The following is a 24,799-nucleotide window of genomic DNA, read 5'->3' as shown; positions in this document are numbered from 1 at the left end:
ATCTTGTTACACATTCCTACAAACTGTATCTTGCCAGCGGAGCCACATCGTGCCCTACGAAATCACCGGCAAGGTACTTGTGGTACCCTGCGATGGCGATCATGGCTGCGTTGTCGGTACAAAATTCAAAACGCGGGATAAATACCCGCCAACCCTGTTCCTCACCCAATGCAATGAGTCCGTCGCGCAGGCCGGAATTGGCTGACACCCCGCCTGCAATGGCCACATCGCTCACCCCCACCGCTTTTGCCGCCCGTTTTAGTTTATTGAGCAAGATGGACACGATACGCGACTGCACCGACGCACAAACATCATGAAGATGTTTCTGAAGGAACCCCGGTTGCTCCTGCTCCTTCTGCCGTACAAAATACAGGATAGCGGTTTTCAGCCCGCTGAAACTGAAATTTAATCCCGGAATCTGCGGTTCGGGGAATGTAAATGCATCCGCATTTCCGTCCCGGGCATAACGATCAATCAGTGGGCCACCCGGATATGGGAGTCCAAGGATCTTCGCTGTCTTGTCAAAGGCTTCACCTGCCGCGTCATCAAGCGTCTGCCCCAGCAGCTCCATCTCAAAATAATCCTTCACTAACACCAACTGTGTGTGGCCGCCCGACACCGTAAGACACAAGAACGGAAAGGCAGGCGTAGGATCATCGATAAAATGGGCAAGGATATGCGCCTGCATGTGATTTATCTCGATCAGTGGAATGCTCCGGGCGAGTGCAAAAGCCTTTGCAAACGAGGTACCGACCAACAACGATCCCAAGAGCCCTGGACCACGGGTGAAGGCCACCGCCGCTATGTCATTTTTGTGTACTTTTGCCTCCCGGATAGCTTGGGCAACAGCCGGAATGATGTTTTGCTGGTGGGCACGGGACGCCAACTCGGGTACAACGCCACCGAATTTTTCGTGAATGGTTTGATTGGCAATAACATTTGAACGGATTTTGCCGTCTATACAAATGGCAGCCGATGTTTCATCGCAGGAAGACTCAATGCCGAGAATGATGGCCATAGCAGTATGTTGAACGCTTAATTGAACAAAATTATCAAAAAAATATTAAAAATAGCACTATGGACGCTGACGGGGCTTGTGTTACTGCTATCTGGAGTGATCTGCTTGCTCCAATACCAGCAAGTGCAAACCTATTTGGCCAAAAAGGCCGTGACCTACCTCGCCGGCGAACTACGCACCACAGTATCTCTTGAACGCCTATACTTCATGCCCTTTTCCAAATTGGTGTTGAATGGGCTTTATATTGCAGACCGGTCTGGTGATACCCTGCTTTACGCCGATGAGGCAATTGCATCGGTAGACTTATGGAAACTGCGCAACCGCGAAGTGATTATCAAGCAGGTAAAAATCGCCGACGGCCATTTCTATGTCAAACAGGATGCGGAAGGCACGAACCTGTCGTTTATCGCGGATTACTTTCGCGCCGAACCGTCTGCCTCTTCTTCCGGCGGGCGCATTGCGCTCGACATCCGTTCGGTAATCCTTTCTAATGTCTCATTTGGGTATAAACATGCTGAGAGCCGGCCTGCAACAACCGGAATAAACTTCAGGGATATCCTGCTGACAGGCCTTAACGGCAGTTTTACGGATATTAACTTCACCGACCACCTATTCAAATCGACCATTAGAAATCTTAAGTTGCGCGATAAGAGCGGATTTATCCTCCGGGAACTGAACGCATCCGCGGTAGTCGACAGTGGACGCTTAGCACTGAGTGAGCTGTATATGGAAACCAACCGCAGCCGCCTCCGCGATTACCTTCTGCTTGAATACGACGGCTTTTCCGCGTTTAGCCATTTCGTGGATTCTGTTTCTGCAACACTCGATCTCCGCGATGCCCGGATACATTCTCAGGACATCGCATTTTTTGCTCCTGACATCGGCCGCATCCACTTCGACCTCGCCGTAACCGGCTCGTTTAGCGGGAAAGTTTCTTCTATTACGGCAAGGCGGACGACGTTGCAATTGGGCAACAGCACGCGGTTAGCGGGTGATTTCACCATCAGCGGCCTTCCCGATATAGAGCGGGCCGTATTTGACATGCAGCTCAGCCGACTCCTAACCAACAGCCAGGATATTGAATACCTGATACCGCAATTAGGTAATTCGACCCCGCTGAAATTGCCTGCGCTTTTTGAACGTCTGGGAGCACTATCGTACCAGGGCCGCCTTAGCGGTTATTATTACGACTTTATTGCAGAGGGTACGCTTGAAACGGCACTGGGCACCGTCAATACTGACATCAATCTCCACATCCGCGACGGCGGCCGCTATGCTGGTCGGCTTACTGCAGACGATTTCGCTCTGGGCACGTTGCTTCAGCATTCCCAAATTGGAAAAAGTGAATTCGATTTACTTGTTGAAGGAACAGGGTTCGCCGTCAATCACATCAACAGCAAAGTGGAAGGGCATATTACGCACTTGGATTTCCGCGGATACCGGTACCGCCACATCGACTTGCAGGGTGAGTTTGCCGAAATGCTATTCGCTGGACACATGAAGGTAGATGATCCCAACCTCCGGCTGGATTTTGATGGCGGCATTAATTTCAATCCCGATCAACCAGAATACGCGTTCGATGCAACCGTAGCATATGCACACCTGCGTAATATCCAGCTCTACGATAAATCCGCTATTGTGATCGAAGGAACTACCATCGCCAGCAACTTCAATGGTAACACACTTAACAGTGTCCAAGGAAGCCTTGCCATACGCGACCTTCGGTTCCAAGCGGATTCCAACCGATACGCTGTGGATTCCCTATTGTTGACTGCATCCGGAAATGAAGGACACCGTGTTATCCATTTAGGTTCTGACATCGCTGATGGCACGATGAATGGGGAGATTGATCTGAACACGCTTAGTGGATACTTTAAATCGGTGGCCATGCAGTATGCGCCTTCCCTGGAGCTCGAAATAACGCCGCCCGGAAAGCAGGCATTCGACCTCAACCTCACTATCAAGGATTTCGAACCCCTTGCGCCGCTTTTGGCGCCAAGAATGGCTTTGCCCGACGGTGCTTTGATCAGCGCGCGTTTTTCCACCGCCAGCCATACGGCCGACCTGAATTTTCTGGCGCCCCGGCTTACTTATGGTAATATCAGTGTGTCGCGGCTTATTGTCGACGAATCCGCAAATGGAGACGCATTAAGGCTGCTGGTAACGGCCGACCGGATCAGCGCTGCGGATAGCCTGTATATCGATAACGTAAACCTTTCAAATGTAGTGGCCCGCGACAGCCTGCATATCAATTTGAAACTTTCTGACAACACTGCTAGCAATCAACTAGATTTTAATGCATTGGCCACCTTTAAAAAAGGTATGCCAATCTTAATGCAGGTGCTCCCCTCCGCCATCAAGCTGAATAGTGAGTCCTGGCAGCTCAACGAAGACAGCCAGTTTCATTTGGCTGATGGCAAGCTTATCATAAAAAACCTCGAAATCGCGAGCGACCGGCAGGTAGCCCAGCTGGACGGAACGATTTCGGCGGATGCCAACGATAAGGCGTCTATCACTTTTAGCAATTTCAACTTAAGCACCTTCACCCCGCTTACGTTGTCATCCGGTATCGAGCTCAGCGGCGAGCTCAATGGACAAATGAATATATCGTCGGTGCTGAAAAACCCCTACGCCGTCGCTGATATGGAAGCAAAAAATGTACATTTCAATCATACTGAATTAGGTGATTTATTGTTACGAGCCAATTTTGACCGCATCAGTGAGCTCGTCAATGTAAAGCTGGAAGCCACCCGGGGCAGCATGAAAACTATGGTAGCTACCGGAACCTACAATGCAGCAGCGGAAAATGACAAACTCGATGTGAACGCGAGCCTCAACCAAAGTGAACTGCAGATCTTCCAACCCTTTTTCAGCAAGCTCGTTTCCGACATCAGTGGAACGGTATCGGCCGACTTGCATGTCACTGGATCGGTAACGGACCCACGGATCAGCGGAAAATGCCGTTTCCATGATGCGAAATTTACTGTCAATTACCTCAAAACCGCCTATAAGATAAACGACGAGGTATCACTAGCCAATAGCACGCTCGTTCTCAATAACCTAATAATCACTGACCCCAGAGATAACAAAGCTATTGCCAACGGTGAAGTGGACCTGCGAAATCCGTTGGTTCCGGTCATTGACATTACCGTAGATGCTGCCGATTTTCTTGTGCTCAACACCACCTTCAGGGACAACCCTTTGTATTATGGCACCGCCTATGGCACGGGGAGGTTTGTGTTCGATGGCCCTACTACTGCAATGAATATCCACATCCAGGCACGTACCGGTGGGAATACAAGCTTCTTTATTCCGCTCAATGCTGGGGGTACGATAAGTGACGACGACTTTATCCGTTTTGTCAGGCATGATACGGTAAAGGCCCCACAGCCGCGCACTCGGTTATTTCGCGGATTGGGTATGAGTATGGACCTGCAGATTACACCTGAGGCTGAGATCAGTCTATTCACCGATCTCGGCGAATTGTCCGGACGTGGAGAAGGCCTGATATCGATGCGTATTTCAAGTCTTGGGGATTTTGAAATGTTTGGCGACTACGCCATCAATAGCGGCAAGTTTACATTTACCGCCCAGGACTTTATCAATAAAATATTTGACATCAACCAAGGGGGGTCCATCCGCTGGACCGGGCAGCCCGCCGATGCCACCATCAACCTCACTGCGGTTTATGCGCAGCGTACGAGCCTCGGACCACTGTACAACGCAGCCGGCAGGGAAGCCGTCGAGCAGCGGGTGCTTGCTCACGCCGAAATGCATCTCAACGGCAGCCTGACGCGGCCCGATATTACCTTCGGGTTGAATTTTCCCAACGATTCTTATGTGAAAGACGAGCTGCAGAGCTACCTGAGCGATGCCAACAACGTGAACCAACAGGCACTCAGCCTGATCGTGCGACGCAGTTTTGCTCCTGGATCAGCCACAGACTTCAGCAGGGAGCTTAACAATACGCTGTTGAGTGCGGGCACGGAGCTTGCTTTTAACCAACTTAATAACCTGATTGCACAGTCGCTTCGGCTCAATTTCATGGATTTGAACATCCGCTCACTCAATGAGGCCAGTGCCTCTGTTCGGTTGTTCAACGACCGCTTGATCTTCACCGGGGGGATCACGGACAGGCGCAATCTAAATGATTTGAATGTATTCAGCGACCGCGTTGTAACCGATGCTGAACTGCTGTACCTCATCCGGAAAGACGGCCGTCTGGTCTTACGCGGTTCCAATCGGTTGAACAGCCGCAATTTTCTCCCGCTCACCATCAATGAAAACTATGTAAGCGCGCTCGGTCTGGTATACCGTCAGGAGTTTTACACGTTTCAGGAATATTTCAGACGATTGTTTACGATCAGACGGGAAACTGAAGCGGAAGAAAAGCAGGACCAATGACGCATTGTCAGGGGATCTTTACCGCCTGACGTGCCAGCAATTGCCATTGTCCGCGGTCTTTGACCCACACCAACAGGATGCTCAGTTTTACCGTACCGGGTTCCTTGCCCCGGTCATTCGTCCGGGCCGACAGGACATGGCGTACAATGGCGGTGTTACCCACTACTTCTACGGTTTGATCTGTCAATTGGATATCTTCAAACACAGATTCGCCGGAGACCAAGGTCTTTACAAACTCGGCTTTGCTCTCTACATTCCCGCTTGAATGACCGTAAGATAGTGCATCGGCAGTGAGTCGATGTAGTGCAGGGCCATCCGCTTCAATCATAGCCTGCGTCAATGCCTTCACGGCTTGCGCCACCTCGTATTCCGGTTCTTGTGATTGCGCGCTTGCCACGTTGGGGACCACCATCGTGCATACCATCAAAAAGGAAACTGCTTTACTCATTTTTAGTCGGAACTGGTTATGGTTCCAAACTTAGGTAAAGTAACGTTCGTATGCAACCGATATCAAGAATGAAAGTCAAAATACCAATTATAAGTATCAGTATTGTTCCGGTCTTTTGCTACTTCCCGATACAAAACTTGCTGAAGATGTTCTCCAACAGATCGTCTGTTGATACCGATCCCGTAATCTCGCCTAAGTGATGGAGTGCCTGCCGGATATCCATGGCCAGAAAATCGGAAGTGACAGCCCCATCAATCCCCTCAAGCACACGTTCCAGCGAATTTTCGGTTTTCCGCAAGGCTTCTACGTGTCGTATATTCGTCACTACCACATCCCCCGCATCGAGATGGTGTAGGTTGACCTTGCGCAACAACGCCTCCTTTAGTTCCTCAACTCCCGTGTTGTTCTTTGCAGATATAAACAACGGATCCAGCTTGCTGAGTAGCTCGCGGTGTTCCGCATGTAGCAAATCCGTTTTATTGACAACGACCACAAACGGAACGCCCAGTTGGGCAATTTCCGAAATCTGGTCCGTTATTTCATCCAAGTTATCCTGTTGAGGGTCGGCAAGGTAAATGATCAGTCGGGCTTGCCTCATCTTCTCACGTGTACGCTCAACGCCCTTGGCCTCAACGAGATCCTGCGTGTCACGGATACCCGCGGTATCGATGAAGCGGAAGGTCACCCCGCCCACATTGATTTCATCTTCTATCGTATCTCTCGTCGTACCGGCTATATCCGACACGATGGCCCGCTCCTCATTGAGCAGTGTATTCAGCAGCGTGGACTTTCCTACGTTGGGCTTGCCAGCAATGACGACAGGCACACCATTTTTCAGCACGTTGCCCTGTTCAAACGAACCGATCAGTTTACGGATCACAGCATGTATGTCTACGATGAGTGCCTCAAGCTGATCTCGGTTGGCAAATTCCACATCTTCTTCCGAAAAATCTAGTTCGAGTTCGACGAGGGAAGCAAACTGGATCAGCTGCTCGCGAAGGCTTTTCAACTCATTCGAGAACCCGCCCCGCATTTGCTGCATGGCCACTTGATGTGAGGCAGCGGATGTAGACGCGATAAGGTCTGCCACGGCCTCCGCCTGCGAGAGGTCCATCCGACCATTGAGAAAAGCCCGCAACGTAAATTCACCGGGACGGGCGGCGCGTCCGCCCTGCTTAATCAGTAACTGAATGATCCGCTCAATGATGTATTTAGAATTGTGAGTGGATATTTCCACCACATCTTCTTTGGTATAGGAGTGGGGAGCGATAAAAAGGGAAACCAGCACCTCATCCAACATGTCATCTCCGTCTCTAATTGTGCCGAAATGCACGGTATGCGAAGCTTGCATCGCCAAGTCTTTTCCCTTAAAAACCCGGTTGACAATAGGTATCGCTTCACTGCCCGATAGGCGGATTACTGCAATCGCCCCGCTCCCGGTAGCGGTAGCTAACGCTACGATGGTGTCGTTATTTGCCATGCAGCAAACTTAGATAAATTTGTTTTTTGCAAGTGCTATTGATGGTGAAAATAAAGTTACCGGTCGCTCCGATACCGTTAAGACTTGACAAGTATAGCGGAAAACGGAATCCTCAGCCAATCACGGTGCCGGATGGCAGTACGGCCCTTTTTTTGACCACCACCACACCATCACGGACCGAATACGTGTCATAGTCACCATCTTCCAAGTGCTTTCCACCGTTGATACGCACACCGTTTCCTATACAGCAATTTTTATCCAGAATGGCATTTTCGATATAACACCGTTCACCGACGCCGATGAGCGGAATGCCTAGCTGTTGGGCATATTCGATCTCGTCAAGCGTTTGATAGAAATCACTTCCCATTACGTATGTACTGCGGATCACCGATCCAGTGCCAATGCGCGAGCGGATACCGATGACCGAACGCTCGATTGTGTCTCCAGCAATGATACAACCATCGGCCACTACCACTTTGTCAAGCGTAGTCCCGGACACCTTGGAAGGCGGCAACATACGCGCTCGGGAGAAAATCGTATTTCTGTCGAACAGGTTGAATTTGGGAATGTCATCCGTGAGCCCGATGTTTGCTTCGAAGAACGAATCGATGGTTCCGATATCGGTCCAGTAACCCCGGTACTCATAGCTTCTTATCTTATAATCGCCAATGGAGTCGGGTATCAGTTCCTTGCCAAAGTCCATGCCGTCATGTTCGTGAAGCAGCTTAACCAGCGCATCTTTATTGAATACGTAAATTCCCATGGACGCCAGGTAAACTCTACCTGCCGCCTTCATTTCTTCGCTCACTTCAGATTCCCACCCCTGCAATAGGGTGTTGTTCGGCTTTTCGATAAACGACGTGATGTTACTCACTTCGTCTGCCTTTAATATGCCGAACGATGTAGCGTCTTTGGCGTTTACCGGGATGGTGGCTATAGATATTTCGGCTCCGGACTCGATATGATTCTCAATCATTTCTTGAAAATCGATCTGGTACAGTTGGTCACCAGACAAAATGAGCAGGTGTTCATAATGGTGATGTTGCAGGTAGCGCTGCAAGTGCCTGACGGCATCAGCCGTACCTTGATACCATTTCTCTCCTTCGTTGGTTTGCTCCGCCGCCAGTATTTCAACAAACCCCTTACTGAATACGCTGAAATTGTAGGTATTTTTGATGTGGGAGTTCAGGGACGCCGAGTTATACTGCGTCAACACAAAAATCCGGTTATAGCCGGAATTGAGGCAGTTTGAAATAGGGATATCCACCAACCTGTACTTGCCTGCAATGGGAACGGCAGGTTTGGAGCGCTGGTGAGTCAACGGATAAAGACGTGTACCCTTTCCTCCTCCCAATACTACGGAAATCACGTTGTGCTTGATCATAATCTATTTTTTGGCTATATTATGGTACATTGTTACATATTCTGTTGCTGATTTAGTCCACGAAAAATCAAGTTTCATCAGTTGGTTTCTTATCCGTTGCATGCGCTGTCCGTCGTTATATAGTTCCAATGCCCTGTGTATAGCCAGCACGGCATCCGCCGCATCAGCTTGCTGAAAGGTAATTCCGTATCCATCGTCCTCATCGATATCACGTACCGTATCTTTAAGCCCACCGGTACTCCGAACGATGGGAACTGTGCCATACCGCATGGAATACAGTTGATTAAGGCCACACGGTTCGACCCGTGAGGGCATAATTAGGAAATCCGCCGCGGCGTATATCCTGTGCGACAGTTCTTCTTGATAACCGATATAAGCAAAGATCCGCCCCCGGTATTTTTCTGCTAAATAAGCCACCGCCGACTGTACCTGTGGGTCTCCGGATCCCAAAATCATAATATTAAGGTCAACACCATTACTAGTCGATATGTTTTCGATGATTTCAGGTAAAAGATCTGCACCTTTCTCACCTGCAAACCGACCAATATATGCAAGCAGCGGTTTACTCGGATCCAATCCATACGCTTCACACAAAAGTGCCTTATTTTTACGCTTGCCGGATTGCACATTGGATATGCGATAATGCTGATTAAGCATCGGATCGCTGCTAGGGTCCCATACCGCCGTATCGATGCCATTGACAATCCCGATACCTTTGGCGCGCTCCATTGCAAACAACCGCTCCAACCCGTTGGCTTGCTCCATCAATTCGCCGAGGTACCCCTTGGACACGGTAGTAAATACTGTACAGCACTTAATCAAAGCAGCCAGGGGATTGATCACTTTGTCCCAGTCGAGTAATCCCCACTTCCATGTATCGAAAGGTGGTAACAGAATAGCGTTGTTCCAATCCATCCACCCCTGATACTGCCCGTTGTGCACGGTGCCTACGGTAGGCACCTGTCGCAACTGGACGAAGCGATCGGTATGGTACATCAAAAACGGGACAAGACCAGTGTGATGATCGTGACAATGCACAACGTCCGGTGTGATACCCATCTGGGTAACCCAATGCAGGAAACCATGCTGAAAAGCCATAAACTGCTCGCTCTCATCCATATACCCATAGGGTTCGTCCCGGTCCAGGAGCCCTGGTATTTTAACAAGATATAATTCGAAACCAAGCACATCATGCTTTTCCCTAAATACCTGTATCTCCAGCGGTCTTGAGCCCTGATGAAAGCTCCCCGTGTAGACAACCTCGAACTCATGCATGCGCACAAAAGGCTTGTTGTACCAGGGCATAACCACCCAGGTCTGCAGTCCCGCCTGCTGCAAGTATTTTGGTAGCGCCCCAACGACGTCACCAAGACCACCCACTTTAGCCACGGGATAACACTCCGCACTGAGGTGAATGATATGCTTAGTCGTACCTGTTTTCCTTTCGTCAGCCATAAAATGATCGTTATCTCGATTCACTATTTTTACATCGCGTGCTTTTTCGCACCACCTCCCCGCTTCTTCTTTTTTTCCGGAATACGCTTGAGGACAAGGCCGGCCAAGGGCGGTAATGTAAGGTTCGCTGACCAGTCCCTGTTCATCCAGCGGACGGGTTCAGCTTGCACCACCGGCTGTTCGATACCGCTACCATAGTAGTCGGGGTCATCTGAATTGACCAACACCTGCCATTCGCCCTGCGCAGGCAGGCCGCATCGGTAAGAATAGCGTACAACTGGGGTGAGATTCAGGATAATGAGCAAGTCGTTCTCCCGTTTGATTCCCCTCCGTGTATAAGCTATTACCGAATGCTGAGCGTCTCCCTCTTCTATCCATTCAAAGCCTTCAGGGTTGAAGCTATGCTCGTAAAGCGCCGGCTCATTTTGGTAAAGGTGATTCAGGGATTTGATGAGCTCAAAGATCCCCTTATGCGGTTGATACCGCATTAAGTGCCAATCCAATGACTGATTATGATTCCATTCAGCAGTCTGTCCAAACTCACAGCCCATAAACAGTAGCTTGGTGCCCGGATGCGTAAACATATACAGGTACAACGTCCTTAGGTTGGCAAATCGCTGCCATTCGTCGCCTGGCATCTTTTGAACCATAGCCCCCTTACCATGCACTACCTCATCATGCGAAATCGGCAACATGAAGTTTTCGTGGAAGGCATAGAGCAAACTGAACGTAACCTGACCGTGATGATGCTGTCGGTACAACGGGTTGCGCGCAAAATATGCTAGCGTGTCATGCATCCAGCCCATCATCCATTTCATCCCGAAGCCGAGCCCACCGCTGTATGTCGGACGGCTCACCCCTGGCCAGGAGGTCGATTCCTCAGCGATGGTCTGTACCTCCGGGAAGAGGCTGTAAACAGCTTCATTCAATTCCCTCAAGAAACCGATGGCCTGTAAGTTTTCCCTACCACCATATTCATTTGGTATCCACTCACCCTCCTTGCGCGAATAATCCAAATAAAGCATTGAAGCCACAGCATCTACGCGCAGGCCATCTATGTGGTATCTTTCTATCCAAAATATGGCGTTACTGATCAAGAACGACCGCACCTCATTACGTCCATAGTTGAATATATAAGAACTCCAATCAGGGTGATAACCCTGTCGCGGATCCTGATGCTCATAAAGGTGGGTACCGTCAAACCTGTAGAGGCCATGGCCATCGCCGGGGAAATGAGATGGCACCCAGTCCAGCAAAACGCCGATACCGTTGACGTGCAGTTGCTCGACAAGGTACATCAAGTCCTGTGGAGACCCGTAACGGGATGACGCAGCGAAATAACCCGTTATCTGATAGCCCCATGAGGGATAATAAGGATGTTCCATCACAGGCAGCAGCTCGACATGGGTAAACCCTGCTTCCTTGATATAGGGCACCAGCTTATCGGCGATCTCCCGGTATCCCAACAGGCGTTGGGGATCATTGGGGTCACGCACCCATGAGCCCAAGTGCATCTCATAAACCGAGATGGGCCGGTTGAGCCCATTCCGTTCGTAGCGTATTTTCATCCAATCTCCGTCGTCCCACTCATACCATGTGGTGGATATCACCGACGCCGTTTTGGGAGGCAGTTCGCTTTGCAAAGCGAACGGATCGCTCTTTTCGAGCGTCTCTCCTTGGTAAGACCGGATGTGGTATTTGTACAGTTCGCCTACACCGATTGCAGGTATAAACCCTTCCCAAATTCCTGATCCGTCCCAACGGACATGCAATTTGTGCAGATAGGGGTTCCAGCCGTTAAAGTTGCCCACGACTGAGACCGACTCTGCGTTAGGGGCCCACACAGCAAAATAGGTGCCCGCCACGCCGTTACGCAACAGTGCGTGCGAACCGAACTTTTCATACAGTTTATAGTGCTTGCCAGCACGGAAAAGTCTGACATCAAAATCAGTGAACAATGAGTAGCCTTCTACCGCGTTTTGCATAACTGTTTGTTATAATTGGTTAGCCATGTCCGGTGTATCCCTTATTCCGTGACGGACACAGTCCGGAAGTTCTTAGGTACCTTCACCAGGTATCTACCCGCGTCATCAAGCACAGCAGCCATGGGTTTATCGTCGACCATCACCTGCCCAACCTCAAACGGCAATGCAACCAAGTGCAAATCGTAGGAGTCATATTTGGTTGAATACAACCCATCCTCATATTGCTCGATGGTCAAGCTCTTTAACGTGCCCTTCACCACGAATTTCTTTTCGAGGTAAATGTGCTGTTCGTATGCAAACGTATCTCCGTGGTCCTCATAGAGGTAGGAATTAACTTCCTGGTCACTATAATAGACCAATAATTTAAACGATTCTATTTTCTTTTCTTGGACATATTGCATTACGGGATATTCCGGCAGCACAGCACCTGCTTTAATGAAGATGGGCATTTCATCCATCGGCGTTTCTATCTCATGCTCCTCACCACCCTGAAATATAGCATCACTCCAATAGTAGTACCATGCGCCGTGTGGAAGGTAAACGGTTTTACGTTGTTGTCCGGGGTTCAAAACTGGTGATACCAGAATCTTATCGCCAAAACAAAACTCCTCTTCCCGCTGGACGTTGCTTTCCAGGTGCTGCTCAATGATCGTGACTGGGCGAAGGATCGGAAACCCATATTTAGTATGTTCCCAAAAAACGGAGTAGATATAGGGCAGCAATTTATAGCGCAATTCGATGAACTTACGGTTGAGCGTTTCGTATTCCGGCCCGAAGCTCCATGGTTCGCGCTCGGCAGTGTCGCCGGCGGAATGCGCACGCATAAATGGGGAGAAGACCCCAAACTGAATCCACCGCGTGAAAAGCTCAGCATCAGGCTCGCCGCTGAAGCCTCCGATGTCCGTACCACAAAACGGCATGCCCGACATGGAGAGGCGCTGGAGCTGCAAAACACCGAGGCGGAGATGCTCCCATGTGGCAACATTATCGCCCGTCCATACCGATGCATAGCGTTGCGTGCCAGCGTAGGCTGCGCGGGTGATGGTAAACGGGCGTTTTTTCTGATAGAGTTTTTTCAACCCTTCATAGGTAGCGCGTACCATCTGCATACCATACACGTTGTGCGCCTTCCGGTGCGAGCCCCGATAGCCATCGAAATTATGGCGTACATCGTTAGGAAACGTGCCCCGGCCGAATACTGCTGGTTCATTCATGTCGTTCCATACGCCCGCTACACCGGCTTCGACCAGCCCTTTGAAAAGGCCACCCCACCATTCCCGGACTTCCTGATTGGTAAAGTCAGGGAACTGGCATCGGCCCGGCCACACATACCCTTCCATAAAATAGTCATCGCCCCTCCGGCAGAAATAGCGGTTTTTCTTCCCTTCCTTGAATACCCAATAATTTTCGTCCACTTTTATACCCGGATCGATAATGACCACGGTTCGGAATCCGTCGTCCGCCAGCTCCTTAATCATCTTTTTCGGGTCGGGAAAATACCGCTTATTCCAAGTGAAACAACGATAACCGTCCATGTAGTCGATGTCGAGGTAAATGGCATCGCATGGGATGCGGCGCTCACGGAAGTTCCGCGCAAGGTCCCTCACCTTACTTTCAGGATAGTAGCTCCACCGGCACTGGTGAAAGCCCAATGCCCATAACGGTGGCAGGTAGTGCGTTCCTGTGAGGCTGTGGTAACGCTTTATAACATCCATCATATGCGGGCCGTGGATGTAGTAATATTGGAGCTCGCCGCCTTCAGACCAAAAACTGGTCTGGTCAAACGCTTCGGCAGCGAAGTCGAAATAGGTTTTGAATGTGTTGTCAAAAAAAATACCGTATGCATCCCCTCCGTGCAACCCGATATAAAACGGTATGCTCCGATACAGTGGATCCTGATTGAATTGGAACGAGTACGTATCAGAGTTCCAGTTGACGAACCGCTTGCCCCTTAGGTTGAGGTGGGTAGGCTTATCGCCCAAACCGTAAAAAGCTTCAGTAGCCTTTGCTTCCTTCGTGCAATAGACATAATATCCTCCGAAGTCGGGGTTTTCCTCCCAATGCATCGGTGAATAGTCCTTATTGTACGCAGTGCCTTCCCTGTCTTCGAAAGACACCAAGAAATCCGCTTTGTTGACCACGCAGGTAACTGTGTTTGTTTTCACACGATAAGCCTGCAGATCTTCTTCGAAATTATATACCGCTACATGCTGGTCTGACTGGGGCACAGCATAGGAAAAGTCGTCAAGAAACTGACCTTTTGGGGCGAGCCGCACGCGTATGATTTCATCGCTTACCACTTTGATCTCGACACTTGCACCTCCGTCTGTAAAGTAAAAGTTGTTATTTTCCTGGTGAAAGCCGGAAACCGGACCTAGATAATTCTTGACGATTTCCGGCAAGTCTAACACCGGATTATTTACATGGTGTATCCCTTCCTCCAATAGCTGTGCCGCACCTGTCTTCTCTGTTTCTTGCTGTTTAGTTAAATCCTTCGCCATAAATTATCACCTCATATTTTTTAGCCAAAGTACATCATTTAGGAGTTTAAAACAATTTATCACTCCATAAAATATCCAACAACTGCCAAAGGGTTCGCAATCAACACCTTGATTTTTTCAGCTGCAAGCACCTTTTTCAGCAAAGAATTTGAGTGAGCCACATACAGCGTGTACAATTGTAACAAAGGTGATTTGCAAATGAAAGTGATTATAGCTAAGTTTGCCAACCAAATCATGAACTATTGAACATGCAGATTGCCATCATCCATTCCGGCGCACATTTTTACCATCGCCCCTGTGGCGATAAGTAACCTGTATGTTTCTACGTGAAGCAATTTGTAACCCGATGTTTTTCCTACTTTTATAACGTTACTAAAAATCTTTTGACGCCTGTATATTGCTGCCGTTCACGAAAGAGAATATCAACAACCCGTGCAGGTTTTGTTCACTTTAAATTTCAGTGTATAGATGAAGAATCTCAAAATAGCCATTCAAAAATCCGGCAGACTAAACGAGAAATCGGTGCAACTGCTGAAAAACTGTGGCTTAAACTTTGAAAACTATAAAAGCTCTTTAATAACCACGGTTTCCAATTTTCCCTTGGAAATACTGTTCTTGCGTGACGATGACATCCCCGAGTACGTGCAGGACGGTATTGCCGATTTAGGCATCGTGGGTGAAAATGTGATTGCCGAAACCGAAGCTGACGTTCGGTACCTACAGCGGCTTGGATTCGGCAGATGCAGCTTGAAAATAGCCGTTCCCAGTCACAGCGAGGCAAAGACATTGGCTGACCTCAACGGAAAAGCCGTGGCTACCTCTTATCCTACCATTTTGAAAAAATTTCTTGACAGCAACGGGATAACAGCGGACATCCGCACGATTTCCGGCTCGGTAGAGATATCCCCTGCCCTTGAACTCAGCGACGCCATCTTTGATATTGTGTCAACAGGTGGCACCCTGCGAAGCAATGGACTCAAGCCGTTTGCAGATGTAATGACATCTGAAGCAATCCTGATCGGCAAAAACGGTATCGACAGCAACCCCATTGTCCGTGAGCTGATCCAACGCATCCAATCCGTGCTTCGGGCAGCGGAAACGAAATATGTGGTATTGAACGTCCAGCGCAGTAATCTGGATGAAATCATTTCTCTGCTTCCCGGGGTCAAAAGTCCTACTATTGTGCCGTTGGCCGAGGACAACTGGGTGGCGGTACACACTGTTATTTCAGAACAGGATTTTTGGGATAAAATTAACAAACTGAAAGTGGCTGGTGCGCAAGGTATCGTGGTGATGCCTGTGGAAAAGATTATCATGTAAGGAAGCCATGTTGAAGACATACACCTATCGTTCACTGCAGGAGTCCGACATTCAACGGCTCATTACCCGGAATACCGACCCGTCCAGATCCATACAGCAATCAGTCATGGCGATCATGGACGAGGTACGAACCAATGGCGATAATGCGCTCCGCATGTATGCTGAAAAATTTGACGGTGTGCAATTAACAGACCTTGCGCTGGGTAGCAGCGACATCGCCGCCTTAGCTTCAACCATAGGCAGGGAGCAGCAACGGGCACTTGAAATCGCTTTTGCCAACATTCACCGCTTCCATGAAACCCAGTTGCGCAAGGAACGGACCGTGGAAACAATGCCCGGCGTCACGTGCTGGCGGGAGCCGCGACCCATCGAACGCGTCGGTCTTTATATTCCCGGCGGATCGGCAGTACTGCCCAGCACGTTACTGATGCTTGGCGTCCCGGCGCGCATCGCCGGCTGCCGTGAAATTGTGATATGCTCGCCACCGCAAGCCGACGGCAGGATCAACGGCTATATCGCTTATTGCCTGCAATTGCTGAAAATTGAAACGATATACCTGACCGGTGGCGCACAAGCGATAGCGGCAATGGCGTATGGCACAGACACCATCCCCAAGGTTGACAAGATATTCGGCCCTGGAAATCAATACGTAACCAAAGCAAAGAGCTTGGCACAGAGTCTTACTAATGTGAGCATCGATATGCCTGCTGGCCCTTCGGAGGTATTAGTAATTGCAGATGGCACGGCCAATCCGGCGTATGTGGCTGCCGATTTATTGGCTCAGGCGGAGCATGGAGCCGACAGCCAAGCCATACTGGTCAGTACAGACCAGCACCTCGTCGATGAGGTGCAGACAGCCTTGGCTGCACAGCTAACACAGTTGCCCAGAGCAGATGTAGCCTCAAAATCCATCGCCAATTCGTATGCATTGCTGTGTGAGAACCTTGAGGAGGCCATGGCCTTCAGCAATCGATACGCACCTGAACACCTGATCATCGAAACGGATACTTGGGAACCCCTCGTACGCAAGGTGAGCAATGCCGGGTCCGTATTTATCGGCCACCTGACTCCAGAAAGCGCAGGAGACTATGCATCAGGAACCAACCACACCCTGCCAACCAGCGGCTATGCACGATCTTATTCTGGTGTGTCGGTTGATGCATTTGTCAAAAAAATCACGTTCCAGCATATCACTGCGGAAGGCTTGCGGAACATTGGACCAACGGTGGAAGTGTTGGCCGAACTGGAAGGTTTGCAGGCGCATAAGAACGCAGTTTCTGTGCGGATGGGCTGAGTTTATTAGGTAGTTTCGATAAAAATTCGTACTTTTGTAGGCTATTTCATAACGGGGTCGACCGGAATTGACAGGATGGAGACGGTTATGTAAGCATGCAGCGCGTTGGAAGTCTGGCGCTTTAATCTCAACTTTCAAATTTGTAAATGGCGAAAATAACTACGCCTTAGCTGCCTAATTTAGAATTAGTTCAGCTTTTGTCCCGCTTGCGCTTGGTTCCGTAGCGTAGCATCCGGGGCATCGACTCACGGAAACTGGCTGGCTTGGCGTTGCGACAAGCTGGCGAGAAACAGCAACTACGGAAAACGGTATAGGCGAGCTTCCGGCCTTCCCTTTCCCGACAATGAAACGGAAGCTAAGCATGTAGAAAGCGTACACTGTACCATGTCTGGACGAGGGTTCGAATCCCTCCGACTCCACAAAGCAACAGCCCGACTATCGTCGGGCTTTGTTGTTTTAACGGTTTACTGTTGTCCAAATCCCCGCCGTTTTCTTCTATACTGGCAGATCGCTTATTTTCCTGTTAAGCAGTTCGAGCAACCTATTTTTGTATATTCTGCCGATGGGCAGCTTTACCCTGCCAAGATGAAGCATGTTCCCCCTTTTTGATGAGATTTTATTCAGGTTAACGATGTAAGATTTGTGCGACCTGACAAAATCCGCCTCAGGAAGTTTTTTCTCCATATAGCTGATTCGCTGATAGGTTATGATTGTCTTCTTTTCCGTGATAACCTTGATGTAGTCCTTAATACTTTCGATGTAAACGATATCCGGCAAAAATACCTTTACTAACTCTTTATTGACATTGAAATACATATACGGAGCGCCCTGCCTCCTTTCATCCAGCATAGTATCCAACCCTATGGTTGAGACAAGTTTTTGATATTTCGATATCGCCCGGAGGAACCGGTCGAACCGATACGGTTTCACAAGGTAATCCAACGCATCCAAATCGAAGCATTCAGCAGCATATTCCCTAAAAGCGGTTGTAACAATAACCTGTGGTCTTTCCGTTAGGGACTTCAGCAGTTCAAGGCCATTCAAATGCGGCATCTTGATGTCTATAAATAACAAATCGGTCTGGCATTGCTGAATGCGGCTGAATGCGTCCAAAGGATTAGCTGAAGAGTAACACAAATCCAACGCCGGGACCTTCGAAATATACGACACCAGCAGCTCCAAAGCGGGCGGTTCGTCATCGATTGCCATACATCTAATCGGTTTATTCGCATTCATTCCAGTAAATTGGGGAGTTCTAAAATTACTAAAAAAGCACCCTCGCTTTTTAGGAAATCAATCTTGTGCGACCCATTGTAGAGTATCTCAAGGCGCCGTTTCACATTCTGAAGCCCAATGCCTGACCGCTCCTTCACATTTAGATCTTCAACCACCGGACAACTGTTCTCTATTTTCAACTTCAATACATGCTGTTGTATTGAAACGTCTACCCGAATCCAAGACTCCCTCGTTTCTTGTGATACACCATGTTTAAAGGCATTTTCAATGAATGGGAGGATAAGCATCGGGCTTACATGAAACCCATTGATGGGAGTGAGGATATTTATCGAAATATCCAGCCGGTTGGCAGTGCGAATTTTTTCCAACTCCATGTAATTCTTAATGTACTCCAATTCGGTTTCAAGTGCCACCCGTTGTTGCCGGGAGGTATATAGGTTGTAGTCCAAAAATGTAGATAACCCGTGGATGAGATTTGGGGTAGCTGGATGTTTCTGTAGGGCGAACGAATATATATTATTCAGCGTGTTAAAAATGAAGTGGGGATGAACCTGCATCTTCAGAAGCTCAAGCTCCGATCTGATATTCTCTTTCTGCAAAGTTTCCGTGAGCCTCTGTTGCTCAAAATACACCCGGATAAAATTGATCAGCGAATACAGTGCGATGATCAGGCTTACATTAACTAAATCAATTACTATTTTCGGCAAATAGAAGAACGGCTGCACCAGCAGTTCAGGATAATATACCGGATAGGTGTAGTAATAATAAAATGATCGCCTTAGCATCAACGCAACAAACATGGTTACGATCACGCACAGCCAGAATAGCTTTTTTCTATCATTTAGGTAAAATCGCTTAAAGTAAACGTGCACGATAAGAAGCCCAGCAACCATGGTTATCGGAACCATAACAACGGCCCAAAGCAGGTAACGGGCATATTCGTCGCTCATGGAAGCGGGGGCAATCCATTCATACAGGAAATATAACGACCAGAACAGTACTGCCAGCGAATACTGTGAGCTAAAGCATCCATATTTTGCATTTCTGTCCATGGCAGTACGCTATGCACAAATATAAAAATCAATAAGTTATACTCGTACTTTTTAGATGAACAACCATTTACTCAAGACAAATGACCCTTGACGTATTTGCAAGACACTTGGACTAAAATACTGTAGTTTGTCTAAAATAACCTGTTTGCGGCCTCATATTCCATTTCTTTTGCATCGTCATTCACTTTGCTGACAAAATGATGAAAACAACAACAATCAAAAACGCGCTCATGCTAACTGCCGGACTGGCCATTAGCTCAATCTTGACGGCGCAGACAAAACACCTCTCGTTTGATTCTAACACGTCAAGAGACGAAAACACAGAAACCCACGCTATCCATGATAGGCGGACGGTTAGTCTCCCACCACTGGTAAAAAAACACATAGAGAAGCATTACCATGGGTATTCATCTGCAAATTGGTTCATTTACGAGTCCGGGATCATTGGAAAATTTGAAATCGACGGACTCAGACACACCAGTTTATACGGCATTGATGGGAGCTGGAAGCATACGGTTATCTATTACCCGTACGAACGTATTTCTGACAAAATAAAGAACATCGTCAAACGAAGGTACCCGAGCTATGAGTTACGGCGAGGGTTTGAGATACATGCTAAAAGTGCCAGGCCCCGTACCGTCGTGCACATCGAAAACGACACGGAGCTGAAGGAGGTGGCTATTCGCGGTAAATACCTGATCGTACTCAAATCCCTTCAAATATCGACCCCACCAATTGCCCACAGGAAAAACTAAAGGTAGGCTCTATCGAACAAGTTACTTGTTTAGGAAATAGCGGATTGATATTACGTTAATAAACACCCTATTTTTTTATCGAACCCCTTGATAATCAAAAATAATCTATCTACCTTTGCCCTCCTTAAAAGAAGTTTAGGATAAAAAGCGAAAATTAAAAACTGTAAATGCCTACTATTCAACAATTAGTTAGAAAAGGTAGAGTAGCTCTGGTGGATAAGAGTAAATCCCCAGCGTTGGACAGCTGTCCACAGCGAAGAGGTGTGTGCACACGCGTGTACACCACTACCCCTAAGAAACCCAACTCAGCAATGCGTAAAGTGGCCCGTGTGCGCCTGACCAATGGCAAAGAGGTAAATGCGTACATCCCCGGCGAAGGTCATAACCTTCAGGAACACTCCATCGTGTTGATCCGTGGCGGACGGGTAAAAGACCTCCCCGGCGTGCGTTACCACATCATCCGTGGTGCGTTAGACACCTCCGGTGTCGCTGGCCGGAACCAGCGCCGTTCAAAATACGGAACCAAGCGTCCGAAACCCGGGCAAGCAGCTGCTCCAACAAAAGGCAAGAAATAATTAAACGGAGGATAAGAAGATGAGAAAGTCAAAACCGAAGAAAAGAATCATTTTACCGGATCCAAAGTTTAATGATGTACAGGTAACCCGTTTTGTAAATAATATGATGTTCGATGGCAAGAAGTCACTTGCTTACACCATATTTTACAAATCTATGGAGTTGGTGGAAAAGAAAACCAATGAAAATGGTCTGGATACTTGGAAGAAAGCATTGAACAATGTAATGCCAGCCGTAGAGGTAAAGTCACGCCGGGTGGGCGGAGCAAACTTCCAAGTACCGACAGAGGTACGCCCCGAACGCAAGATATCCTTAGGCATGAAATGGCTGATCAGCTTTGCCCGCAAACGTGGCGAAAAGACCATGTATGAGAAACTGGCCGCTGAAATCATTTCGGCTTCAAAGGGTGAAGGTGCAGCTGTAAAGAAAAAAGAGGATACCCACCGAATGGCGGAGGCTAATAAAGCCTTCTCACATTTCAGGTTTTAACTATTGGCACGGTATCCATGGAACTACACCGATTTGAAAGGAATGAAAGCATCCCGAAAATCGGTGTATTTTTTACCAAGCGAATCGAAAATTTATTTCCGCAAATGCGGATAATATTGTAATAAGATGTCACGAGACTTAAAATACACAAGAAATATCGGTATTGCAGCACACATCGATGCCGGTAAAACCACGACCACCGAGCGCATTCTCTATTATGCCGGTGTAAACCACAAAATCGGCGAGGTTCACGAAGGGGCGTCTACGATGGACTGGATGGTACAGGAAGCGGAACGCGGAATCACGATTACGTCTGCAGCAACTACTGTATTCTGGAACTACCGGGGGAGTCAATACCAGGTAAACATCATCGACACACCTGGACACGTAGATTTCACCGTAGAAGTAAATCGTTCACTCAGGGTACTGGACGGACTGGTATTCCTTTTTTCGGCCGTTGACGGCGTTGAGCCTCAGTCCGAAACCAACTGGCGTTTGGCAGATAACTATAAAGTTTCACGCATCGGTTTCGTCAATAAAATGGACCGTTCGGGAGCTGACTTCCTTAACGTGGTGAAACAGGTGAAGGAGATGCTAGGTGCAGAAGCTGTTCCCCTGCAATTGCCCATCGGTTCGGAAGACAACTTTAAAGGCGTTGTTGACCTGATCAACAACCGTGGCATTATCTGGAATGAACACGACAAAGGAATGACCTTTACGGAAGTACCCATTCCCGACGATATGGCAGACGACGTAGCCCACTGGCGCGAAAAACTGCTGGAATCAGTAGCGAGCTACGACGAATCATTGATGGAGAAATTTTTCGACGACCCAGACTCGATCACCGAACGGGAAGTTCTAGACGCGTTGCGGAAAGCGGTTCTTGACAATTCCATCGTGCCGATGGTTTGCGGGTCCTCATTTAAAAACAAGGGCGTGCAAACCATGTTAGATCTGGTGATGGAACTATTGCCTTCTCCATTGGATCAAGAAGCCGTGAAAGGAACCGACCCACGTACCGAACAAGAAATTTTCCGCAAACCGGACGTAAAAGAGCCCTTTGCAGCACTGGCGTTTAAGATAGCTACAGATCCCTTCGTGGGCCGCCTGTGCTTTATCCGAGTGTATTCAGGCAACCTGGACGCCGGTTCATACGTGTACAATGCGCGATCGGATAACAAAGAACGTATTTCGCGCATCTTTCAAATGCATGCCAATAAGCAAAATCCCATACCGAACATAGGTGCGGGGGATATTGGTGCGGTTGTTGGTTTCAAGGATATCAAGACCGGCGACACGCTTTGCGATGAGAAACACCCCATCGTGCTGGAATCCATGGTATTTCCAGAACCGGTTATCGGATTGGCTATTGAGCCTAAAACTCAGGCAGATGTAGATAAACTCGGTGTTGCATTGAGCAAATTAGCGGAAGAAGACCCCACGTTCCGCGTGCAAACGGATGAAGACACCGGTCAAACGGTTATTTCCGGAATGGGAGAGCTTCACCTGGACATCCTGATCGACCGTCTGAAACGGGAATTTAAGGTAGAAGTAAATCAAGGTGCGCCACAGGTGGCTTATAAGGAATCCATTACCGGCACCAGCCAGCACCGCGAAGTGTACAAGAAACAAACCGGCGGGCGTGGTAAGTTTGCCGATATTCAAGTGGTTATCTCTCCGGTGGACGAAGACTGGGATGCGACCAAATCCCCGCTGCAATTTGTGAACGAAATCGTAGGTGGTGCTATTCCAAAAGAATACATTCCTTCCGTCCAAAAAGGCTTCGAAGCTTCGATGGCCAATGGCGTATTAGCCGGATATCCGTTGTCGAGTATGAAGGTAAGGTTGATAGACGGGTCTTTCCACCCGGTCGACTCCGACTCCTTATCATTTGAAATTGCTGGCCGAACGGCCTTCCGCGAAGCCCTTCCTAAATGTAGCCCGGTATTAATGGAGCCGATCATGAAGATTGAAGTGCTCACCCCAGAGGAAAATATGGGTGATGTCATGGGCGACCTCAACCGTAGGCGCGGGCAGCTGCAAGGGATAGATAGTCGTGCAGGGTCTCAGGTGATTAAAGCGATGGTACCACTTTCCGAAATGTTTGGATACGTAACGCAGTTGCGGACCATTACTTCCGGACGGGCCACGTCTACCATGGAGTTTGACCATTATGCCGAGGCTCCAAAAAACGTACAGGACGAAGTGATTGCGAAAGCCAAAGGCAAAGTAAAAGTATAAACATATAACACCGGCGGCTGTCCGTTACAAATAGCTCTAATGGACAGCCCTTAAATTTAAATAACTAAAATGAGCCAACGAATCAGAATCAAATTGAAATCGTACGATTACAACCTGGTAGATAAATCTGCTGAGAAAATCGTGAAAACCGTGAAGCCGACGGGCGCTGTAGTAAGCGGACCTATTCCCTTGCCTACGGAAAAGAAAATTTATACCGTTCTGCGTTCTCCACACGTGAATAAAAAGGCGCGTGAGCAATTCCAACTGTGTGCCTATAAACGCTTGTTAGACATCTATAGTTCCAATTCAAAGACAGTGGATGCCTTGATGAAGCTTGAGTTGCCAAGTGGCGTGGAAGTGGAAATCAAAGTGTAATTTTCTATGATTTCAAAACAGTTAAAGGGCTACCTCAATAGGTAGCCCTTTTCTTTTTTGCCGTTCGATTTTTTGAACACAAAAAAGCCCGGGAGTAGCCCGGGCCAAATTCTTGGTAAAAACATTCGACTTACTTAGAACGCAAAACCAAGTCCAACGCTCCATACGCGATTGGTCAATTTTTCATCGCCAGTAAAGAAGTTATTGTTAGAGCCACGGATATCCGTAATTCCCATTCCATAACCGCCGTGGATCATTAGCCCGTTGTTGAGCTGAAAACCTCCGATGAAATTAAGTCCGAAGTCGGTTCCTTTAATCGTACCATCTTGGTCAAACTCGAACTCTCTCTCTTCAGAGCCCCAATTCGTATCGTATTTATTTTTGCCAGAGATTCCAAAAGCGACATACGGACCGGCGCCAAGGAAGAAGCTACCTGCGTTCTGTACCGGGAACTTAGCAACAAAATTTACCGGCACCTCAATCCACATGGTATTTTGAGTTACCTCCAAATTATCGGTGTCTACAAACTTTGCACCTTTGCCCTGAAGCGAGACCCCTGGCTGGATATAGAGCCAATTAGTAGCTATCGGCGCATCCAAAAATGCCGTCACATGAAAATTGGTCGCTGAATTCGTCTCATATGCATTATTCGACCCCGACCAGTGATACTTTGGAAAATTAAACCCGGCTTTAAGCCCGAAACCCATTGGTTGACCCTGAGCGAAAGCGCCCACTGAAATGCCTAATACTGTTATTAGTAATACTAACTTTTTCATATTGTTCTCTCCT

General features: G+C 48.3%; 18 protein-coding genes and 1 other RNA gene. 9 read left to right on the top strand and 10 right to left on the bottom strand.

What is annotated here, in order from left to right; all coding sequences use genetic code 11:
- Nucleotides 1-16: 16 nt before the first annotated feature.
- Nucleotides 17-1,018 carry a tRNA (adenosine(37)-N6)-threonylcarbamoyltransferase complex transferase subunit TsaD gene (tsaD, locus tag ACFOET_RS03160; RefSeq protein ID WP_379019473.1) on the bottom strand — a complete coding sequence of 334 codons (1,002 nt, stop codon included), beginning with the start codon at nt 1,016-1,018 and terminating at the stop codon, nt 17-19.
- 21 nt (nt 1,019-1,039) lie between these two features.
- Here tsaD and ACFOET_RS03155 point away from each other — a divergent pair, with 21 nt between their 5' ends.
- A complete protein-coding gene (locus tag ACFOET_RS03155) occupies nt 1,040-5,422 on the top strand; it encodes a translocation/assembly module TamB domain-containing protein (protein ID WP_379019471.1) in 4,383 nt (1,460 codons plus the stop codon).
- Between the two features lie 7 nt (nt 5,423-5,429).
- On the opposite strand, the gene ACFOET_RS03150 is transcribed toward ACFOET_RS03155, so the two are convergent.
- The 6 genes from ACFOET_RS03150 to ACFOET_RS03125 form a co-directional block, all read right to left on the bottom strand.
- Nucleotides 5,430-5,870, bottom strand: coding sequence for a nuclear transport factor 2 family protein (locus ACFOET_RS03150; protein WP_379019469.1), 441 nt, complete (start codon nt 5,868-5,870; stop codon nt 5,430-5,432).
- A gap of 118 nt (nt 5,871-5,988) precedes the next feature.
- The gene (mnmE, locus tag ACFOET_RS03145) at nt 5,989-7,350 is read right to left on the bottom strand and encodes a tRNA uridine-5-carboxymethylaminomethyl(34) synthesis GTPase MnmE (RefSeq protein WP_379019467.1); all 1,362 of its coding nucleotides are present in this window, start codon (nt 7,348-7,350) and stop codon (nt 5,989-5,991) included.
- Between the two features lie 112 nt (nt 7,351-7,462).
- Complete coding sequence (locus ACFOET_RS03140; protein WP_379019616.1) at nt 7,463-8,731, bottom strand: glucose-1-phosphate adenylyltransferase; 1,269 nt, start codon at nt 8,729-8,731, stop codon at nt 7,463-7,465.
- Nucleotides 8,732-8,737: 6 nt separating this feature from the next.
- Nucleotides 8,738-10,189, bottom strand: coding sequence for a glycogen synthase (locus ACFOET_RS03135; RefSeq protein WP_379019465.1), 1,452 nt, complete (start codon nt 10,187-10,189; stop codon nt 8,738-8,740).
- Nucleotides 10,190-10,218: 29 nt separating this feature from the next.
- Nucleotides 10,219-12,174: a 1,4-alpha-glucan branching protein GlgB gene (gene glgB, locus ACFOET_RS03130; protein WP_379019463.1), complete on the bottom strand. Its 1,956-nt coding sequence runs from the start codon at nt 12,172-12,174 to the stop codon at nt 10,219-10,221.
- Nucleotides 12,175-12,215: 41 nt separating this feature from the next.
- Complete coding sequence (locus ACFOET_RS03125; protein ID WP_379019461.1) at nt 12,216-14,675, bottom strand: glycoside hydrolase family 31 protein; 2,460 nt, start codon at nt 14,673-14,675, stop codon at nt 12,216-12,218.
- Between the two features lie 468 nt (nt 14,676-15,143).
- Here ACFOET_RS03125 and hisG point away from each other — a divergent pair, with 468 nt between their 5' ends.
- From hisG to ssrA, 3 genes are all read left to right on the top strand, one after another.
- Nucleotides 15,144-15,995 carry an ATP phosphoribosyltransferase gene (gene hisG / locus ACFOET_RS03120; RefSeq protein WP_379019459.1) on the top strand — a complete coding sequence of 284 codons (852 nt, stop codon included), beginning with the start codon at nt 15,144-15,146 and terminating at the stop codon, nt 15,993-15,995.
- Nucleotides 15,996-16,002: 7 nt separating this feature from the next.
- Nucleotides 16,003-17,289 carry a histidinol dehydrogenase gene (hisD, locus tag ACFOET_RS03115; RefSeq protein WP_379019457.1) on the top strand — a complete coding sequence of 429 codons (1,287 nt, stop codon included), beginning with the start codon at nt 16,003-16,005 and terminating at the stop codon, nt 17,287-17,289.
- Nucleotides 17,290-17,342: 53 nt separating this feature from the next.
- Nucleotides 17,343-17,711: a transfer-messenger RNA gene (ssrA, locus tag ACFOET_RS03110) on the top strand.
- A 73-nt stretch (nt 17,712-17,784) separates the two neighbouring features.
- Here ssrA and ACFOET_RS03105 read toward each other — a convergent pair.
- Together ACFOET_RS03105 and ACFOET_RS03100 are read right to left on the bottom strand one after the other, a co-directional pair.
- Nucleotides 17,785-18,498 carry a LytR/AlgR family response regulator transcription factor gene (locus tag ACFOET_RS03105; protein WP_379019455.1) on the bottom strand — a complete coding sequence of 238 codons (714 nt, stop codon included), beginning with the start codon at nt 18,496-18,498 and terminating at the stop codon, nt 17,785-17,787.
- 23 nt (nt 18,499-18,521) lie between these two features.
- Nucleotides 18,522-19,577, bottom strand: a complete 1,056-nt coding sequence (locus ACFOET_RS03100) for a sensor histidine kinase (protein WP_379019453.1) — start codon at nt 19,575-19,577, stop codon at nt 18,522-18,524.
- Between the two features lie 197 nt (nt 19,578-19,774).
- Here ACFOET_RS03100 and ACFOET_RS03095 point away from each other — a divergent pair, with 197 nt between their 5' ends.
- The 5 genes from ACFOET_RS03095 to rpsJ all read left to right on the top strand — a co-directional run bounded on the left by ACFOET_RS03095 (nt 19,775) and on the right by rpsJ (nt 24,010).
- Complete coding sequence (locus ACFOET_RS03095) at nt 19,775-20,332, top strand: hypothetical protein (RefSeq protein ID WP_379019451.1); 558 nt, start codon at nt 19,775-19,777, stop codon at nt 20,330-20,332.
- 167 nt (nt 20,333-20,499) lie between these two features.
- Complete coding sequence (gene rpsL, locus ACFOET_RS03090) at nt 20,500-20,907, top strand: 30S ribosomal protein S12 (protein ID WP_103907777.1); 408 nt, start codon at nt 20,500-20,502, stop codon at nt 20,905-20,907.
- A gap of 19 nt (nt 20,908-20,926) precedes the next feature.
- On the top strand, nt 20,927-21,394 hold the full coding sequence (rpsG, locus tag ACFOET_RS03085) for a 30S ribosomal protein S7 (protein ID WP_379019450.1): 468 nt from the start codon (nt 20,927-20,929) through the stop codon (nt 21,392-21,394).
- Between the two features lie 126 nt (nt 21,395-21,520).
- Nucleotides 21,521-23,635, top strand: a complete 2,115-nt coding sequence (gene fusA, locus ACFOET_RS03080) for an elongation factor G (protein ID WP_379019448.1) — start codon at nt 21,521-21,523, stop codon at nt 23,633-23,635.
- Between the two features lie 69 nt (nt 23,636-23,704).
- Nucleotides 23,705-24,010, top strand: coding sequence for a 30S ribosomal protein S10 (rpsJ, locus tag ACFOET_RS03075; RefSeq protein WP_002993539.1), 306 nt, complete (start codon nt 23,705-23,707; stop codon nt 24,008-24,010).
- 134 nt (nt 24,011-24,144) lie between these two features.
- Here the strand turns inward: rpsJ and ACFOET_RS03070 are convergent, their stop codons facing one another.
- Nucleotides 24,145-24,786, bottom strand: a complete 642-nt coding sequence (locus tag ACFOET_RS03070) for an outer membrane beta-barrel protein (protein ID WP_379019445.1) — start codon at nt 24,784-24,786, stop codon at nt 24,145-24,147.
- Nucleotides 24,787-24,799: the final 13 nt, after the last annotated feature.

It is taken from the genome of Parapedobacter deserti (assembly GCF_042646065.1).
GTDB classification, from domain to species: Bacteria; Bacteroidota; Bacteroidia; order Sphingobacteriales; family Sphingobacteriaceae; genus Parapedobacter; species Parapedobacter deserti.
This window is presented reverse-complemented; position numbering and strand designations above follow the sequence as displayed.

Excerpts from the sequence above, each read along its gene's own strand:
- tsaD (WP_379019473.1), bottom strand. The coding sequence starts at position 1,018 with ATGGCCATCATTCTCGGCATTGAGTCTTCCTGCGATGAAACATCGGCT.
- ACFOET_RS03150 (WP_379019469.1), bottom strand. The coding sequence starts at position 5,870 with ATGAGTAAAGCAGTTTCCTTTTTGATGGTATGCACGATGGTGGTCCCC.
- mnmE (WP_379019467.1), bottom strand. The coding sequence starts at position 7,350 with ATGGCAAATAACGACACCATCGTAGCGTTAGCTACCGCTACCGGGAGC.
- ACFOET_RS03135 (WP_379019465.1), bottom strand. The coding sequence starts at position 10,189 with ATGGCTGACGAAAGGAAAACAGGTACGACTAAGCATATCATTCACCTC.
- glgB (WP_379019463.1), bottom strand. The coding sequence starts at position 12,174 with ATGCAAAACGCGGTAGAAGGCTACTCATTGTTCACTGATTTTGATGTC.
- ACFOET_RS03125 (WP_379019461.1), bottom strand. The coding sequence starts at position 14,675 with ATGGCGAAGGATTTAACTAAACAGCAAGAAACAGAGAAGACAGGTGCG.
- hisG (WP_379019459.1), top strand. The coding sequence starts at position 15,144 with ATGAAGAATCTCAAAATAGCCATTCAAAAATCCGGCAGACTAAACGAG.
- hisD (WP_379019457.1), top strand. The coding sequence starts at position 16,003 with ATGTTGAAGACATACACCTATCGTTCACTGCAGGAGTCCGACATTCAA.
- ACFOET_RS03105 (WP_379019455.1), bottom strand. The coding sequence starts at position 18,498 with ATGGCAATCGATGACGAACCGCCCGCTTTGGAGCTGCTGGTGTCGTAT.
- ACFOET_RS03100 (WP_379019453.1), bottom strand. The coding sequence starts at position 19,577 with ATGGACAGAAATGCAAAATATGGATGCTTTAGCTCACAGTATTCGCTG.
- ACFOET_RS03095 (WP_379019451.1), top strand. The coding sequence starts at position 19,775 with ATGATGAAAACAACAACAATCAAAAACGCGCTCATGCTAACTGCCGGA.
- rpsL (WP_103907777.1), top strand. The coding sequence starts at position 20,500 with ATGCCTACTATTCAACAATTAGTTAGAAAAGGTAGAGTAGCTCTGGTG.
- rpsG (WP_379019450.1), top strand. The coding sequence starts at position 20,927 with ATGAGAAAGTCAAAACCGAAGAAAAGAATCATTTTACCGGATCCAAAG.
- fusA (WP_379019448.1), top strand. The coding sequence starts at position 21,521 with ATGTCACGAGACTTAAAATACACAAGAAATATCGGTATTGCAGCACAC.
- rpsJ (WP_002993539.1), top strand. The coding sequence starts at position 23,705 with ATGAGCCAACGAATCAGAATCAAATTGAAATCGTACGATTACAACCTG.
- ACFOET_RS03070 (WP_379019445.1), bottom strand. The coding sequence starts at position 24,786 with ATGAAAAAGTTAGTATTACTAATAACAGTATTAGGCATTTCAGTGGGC.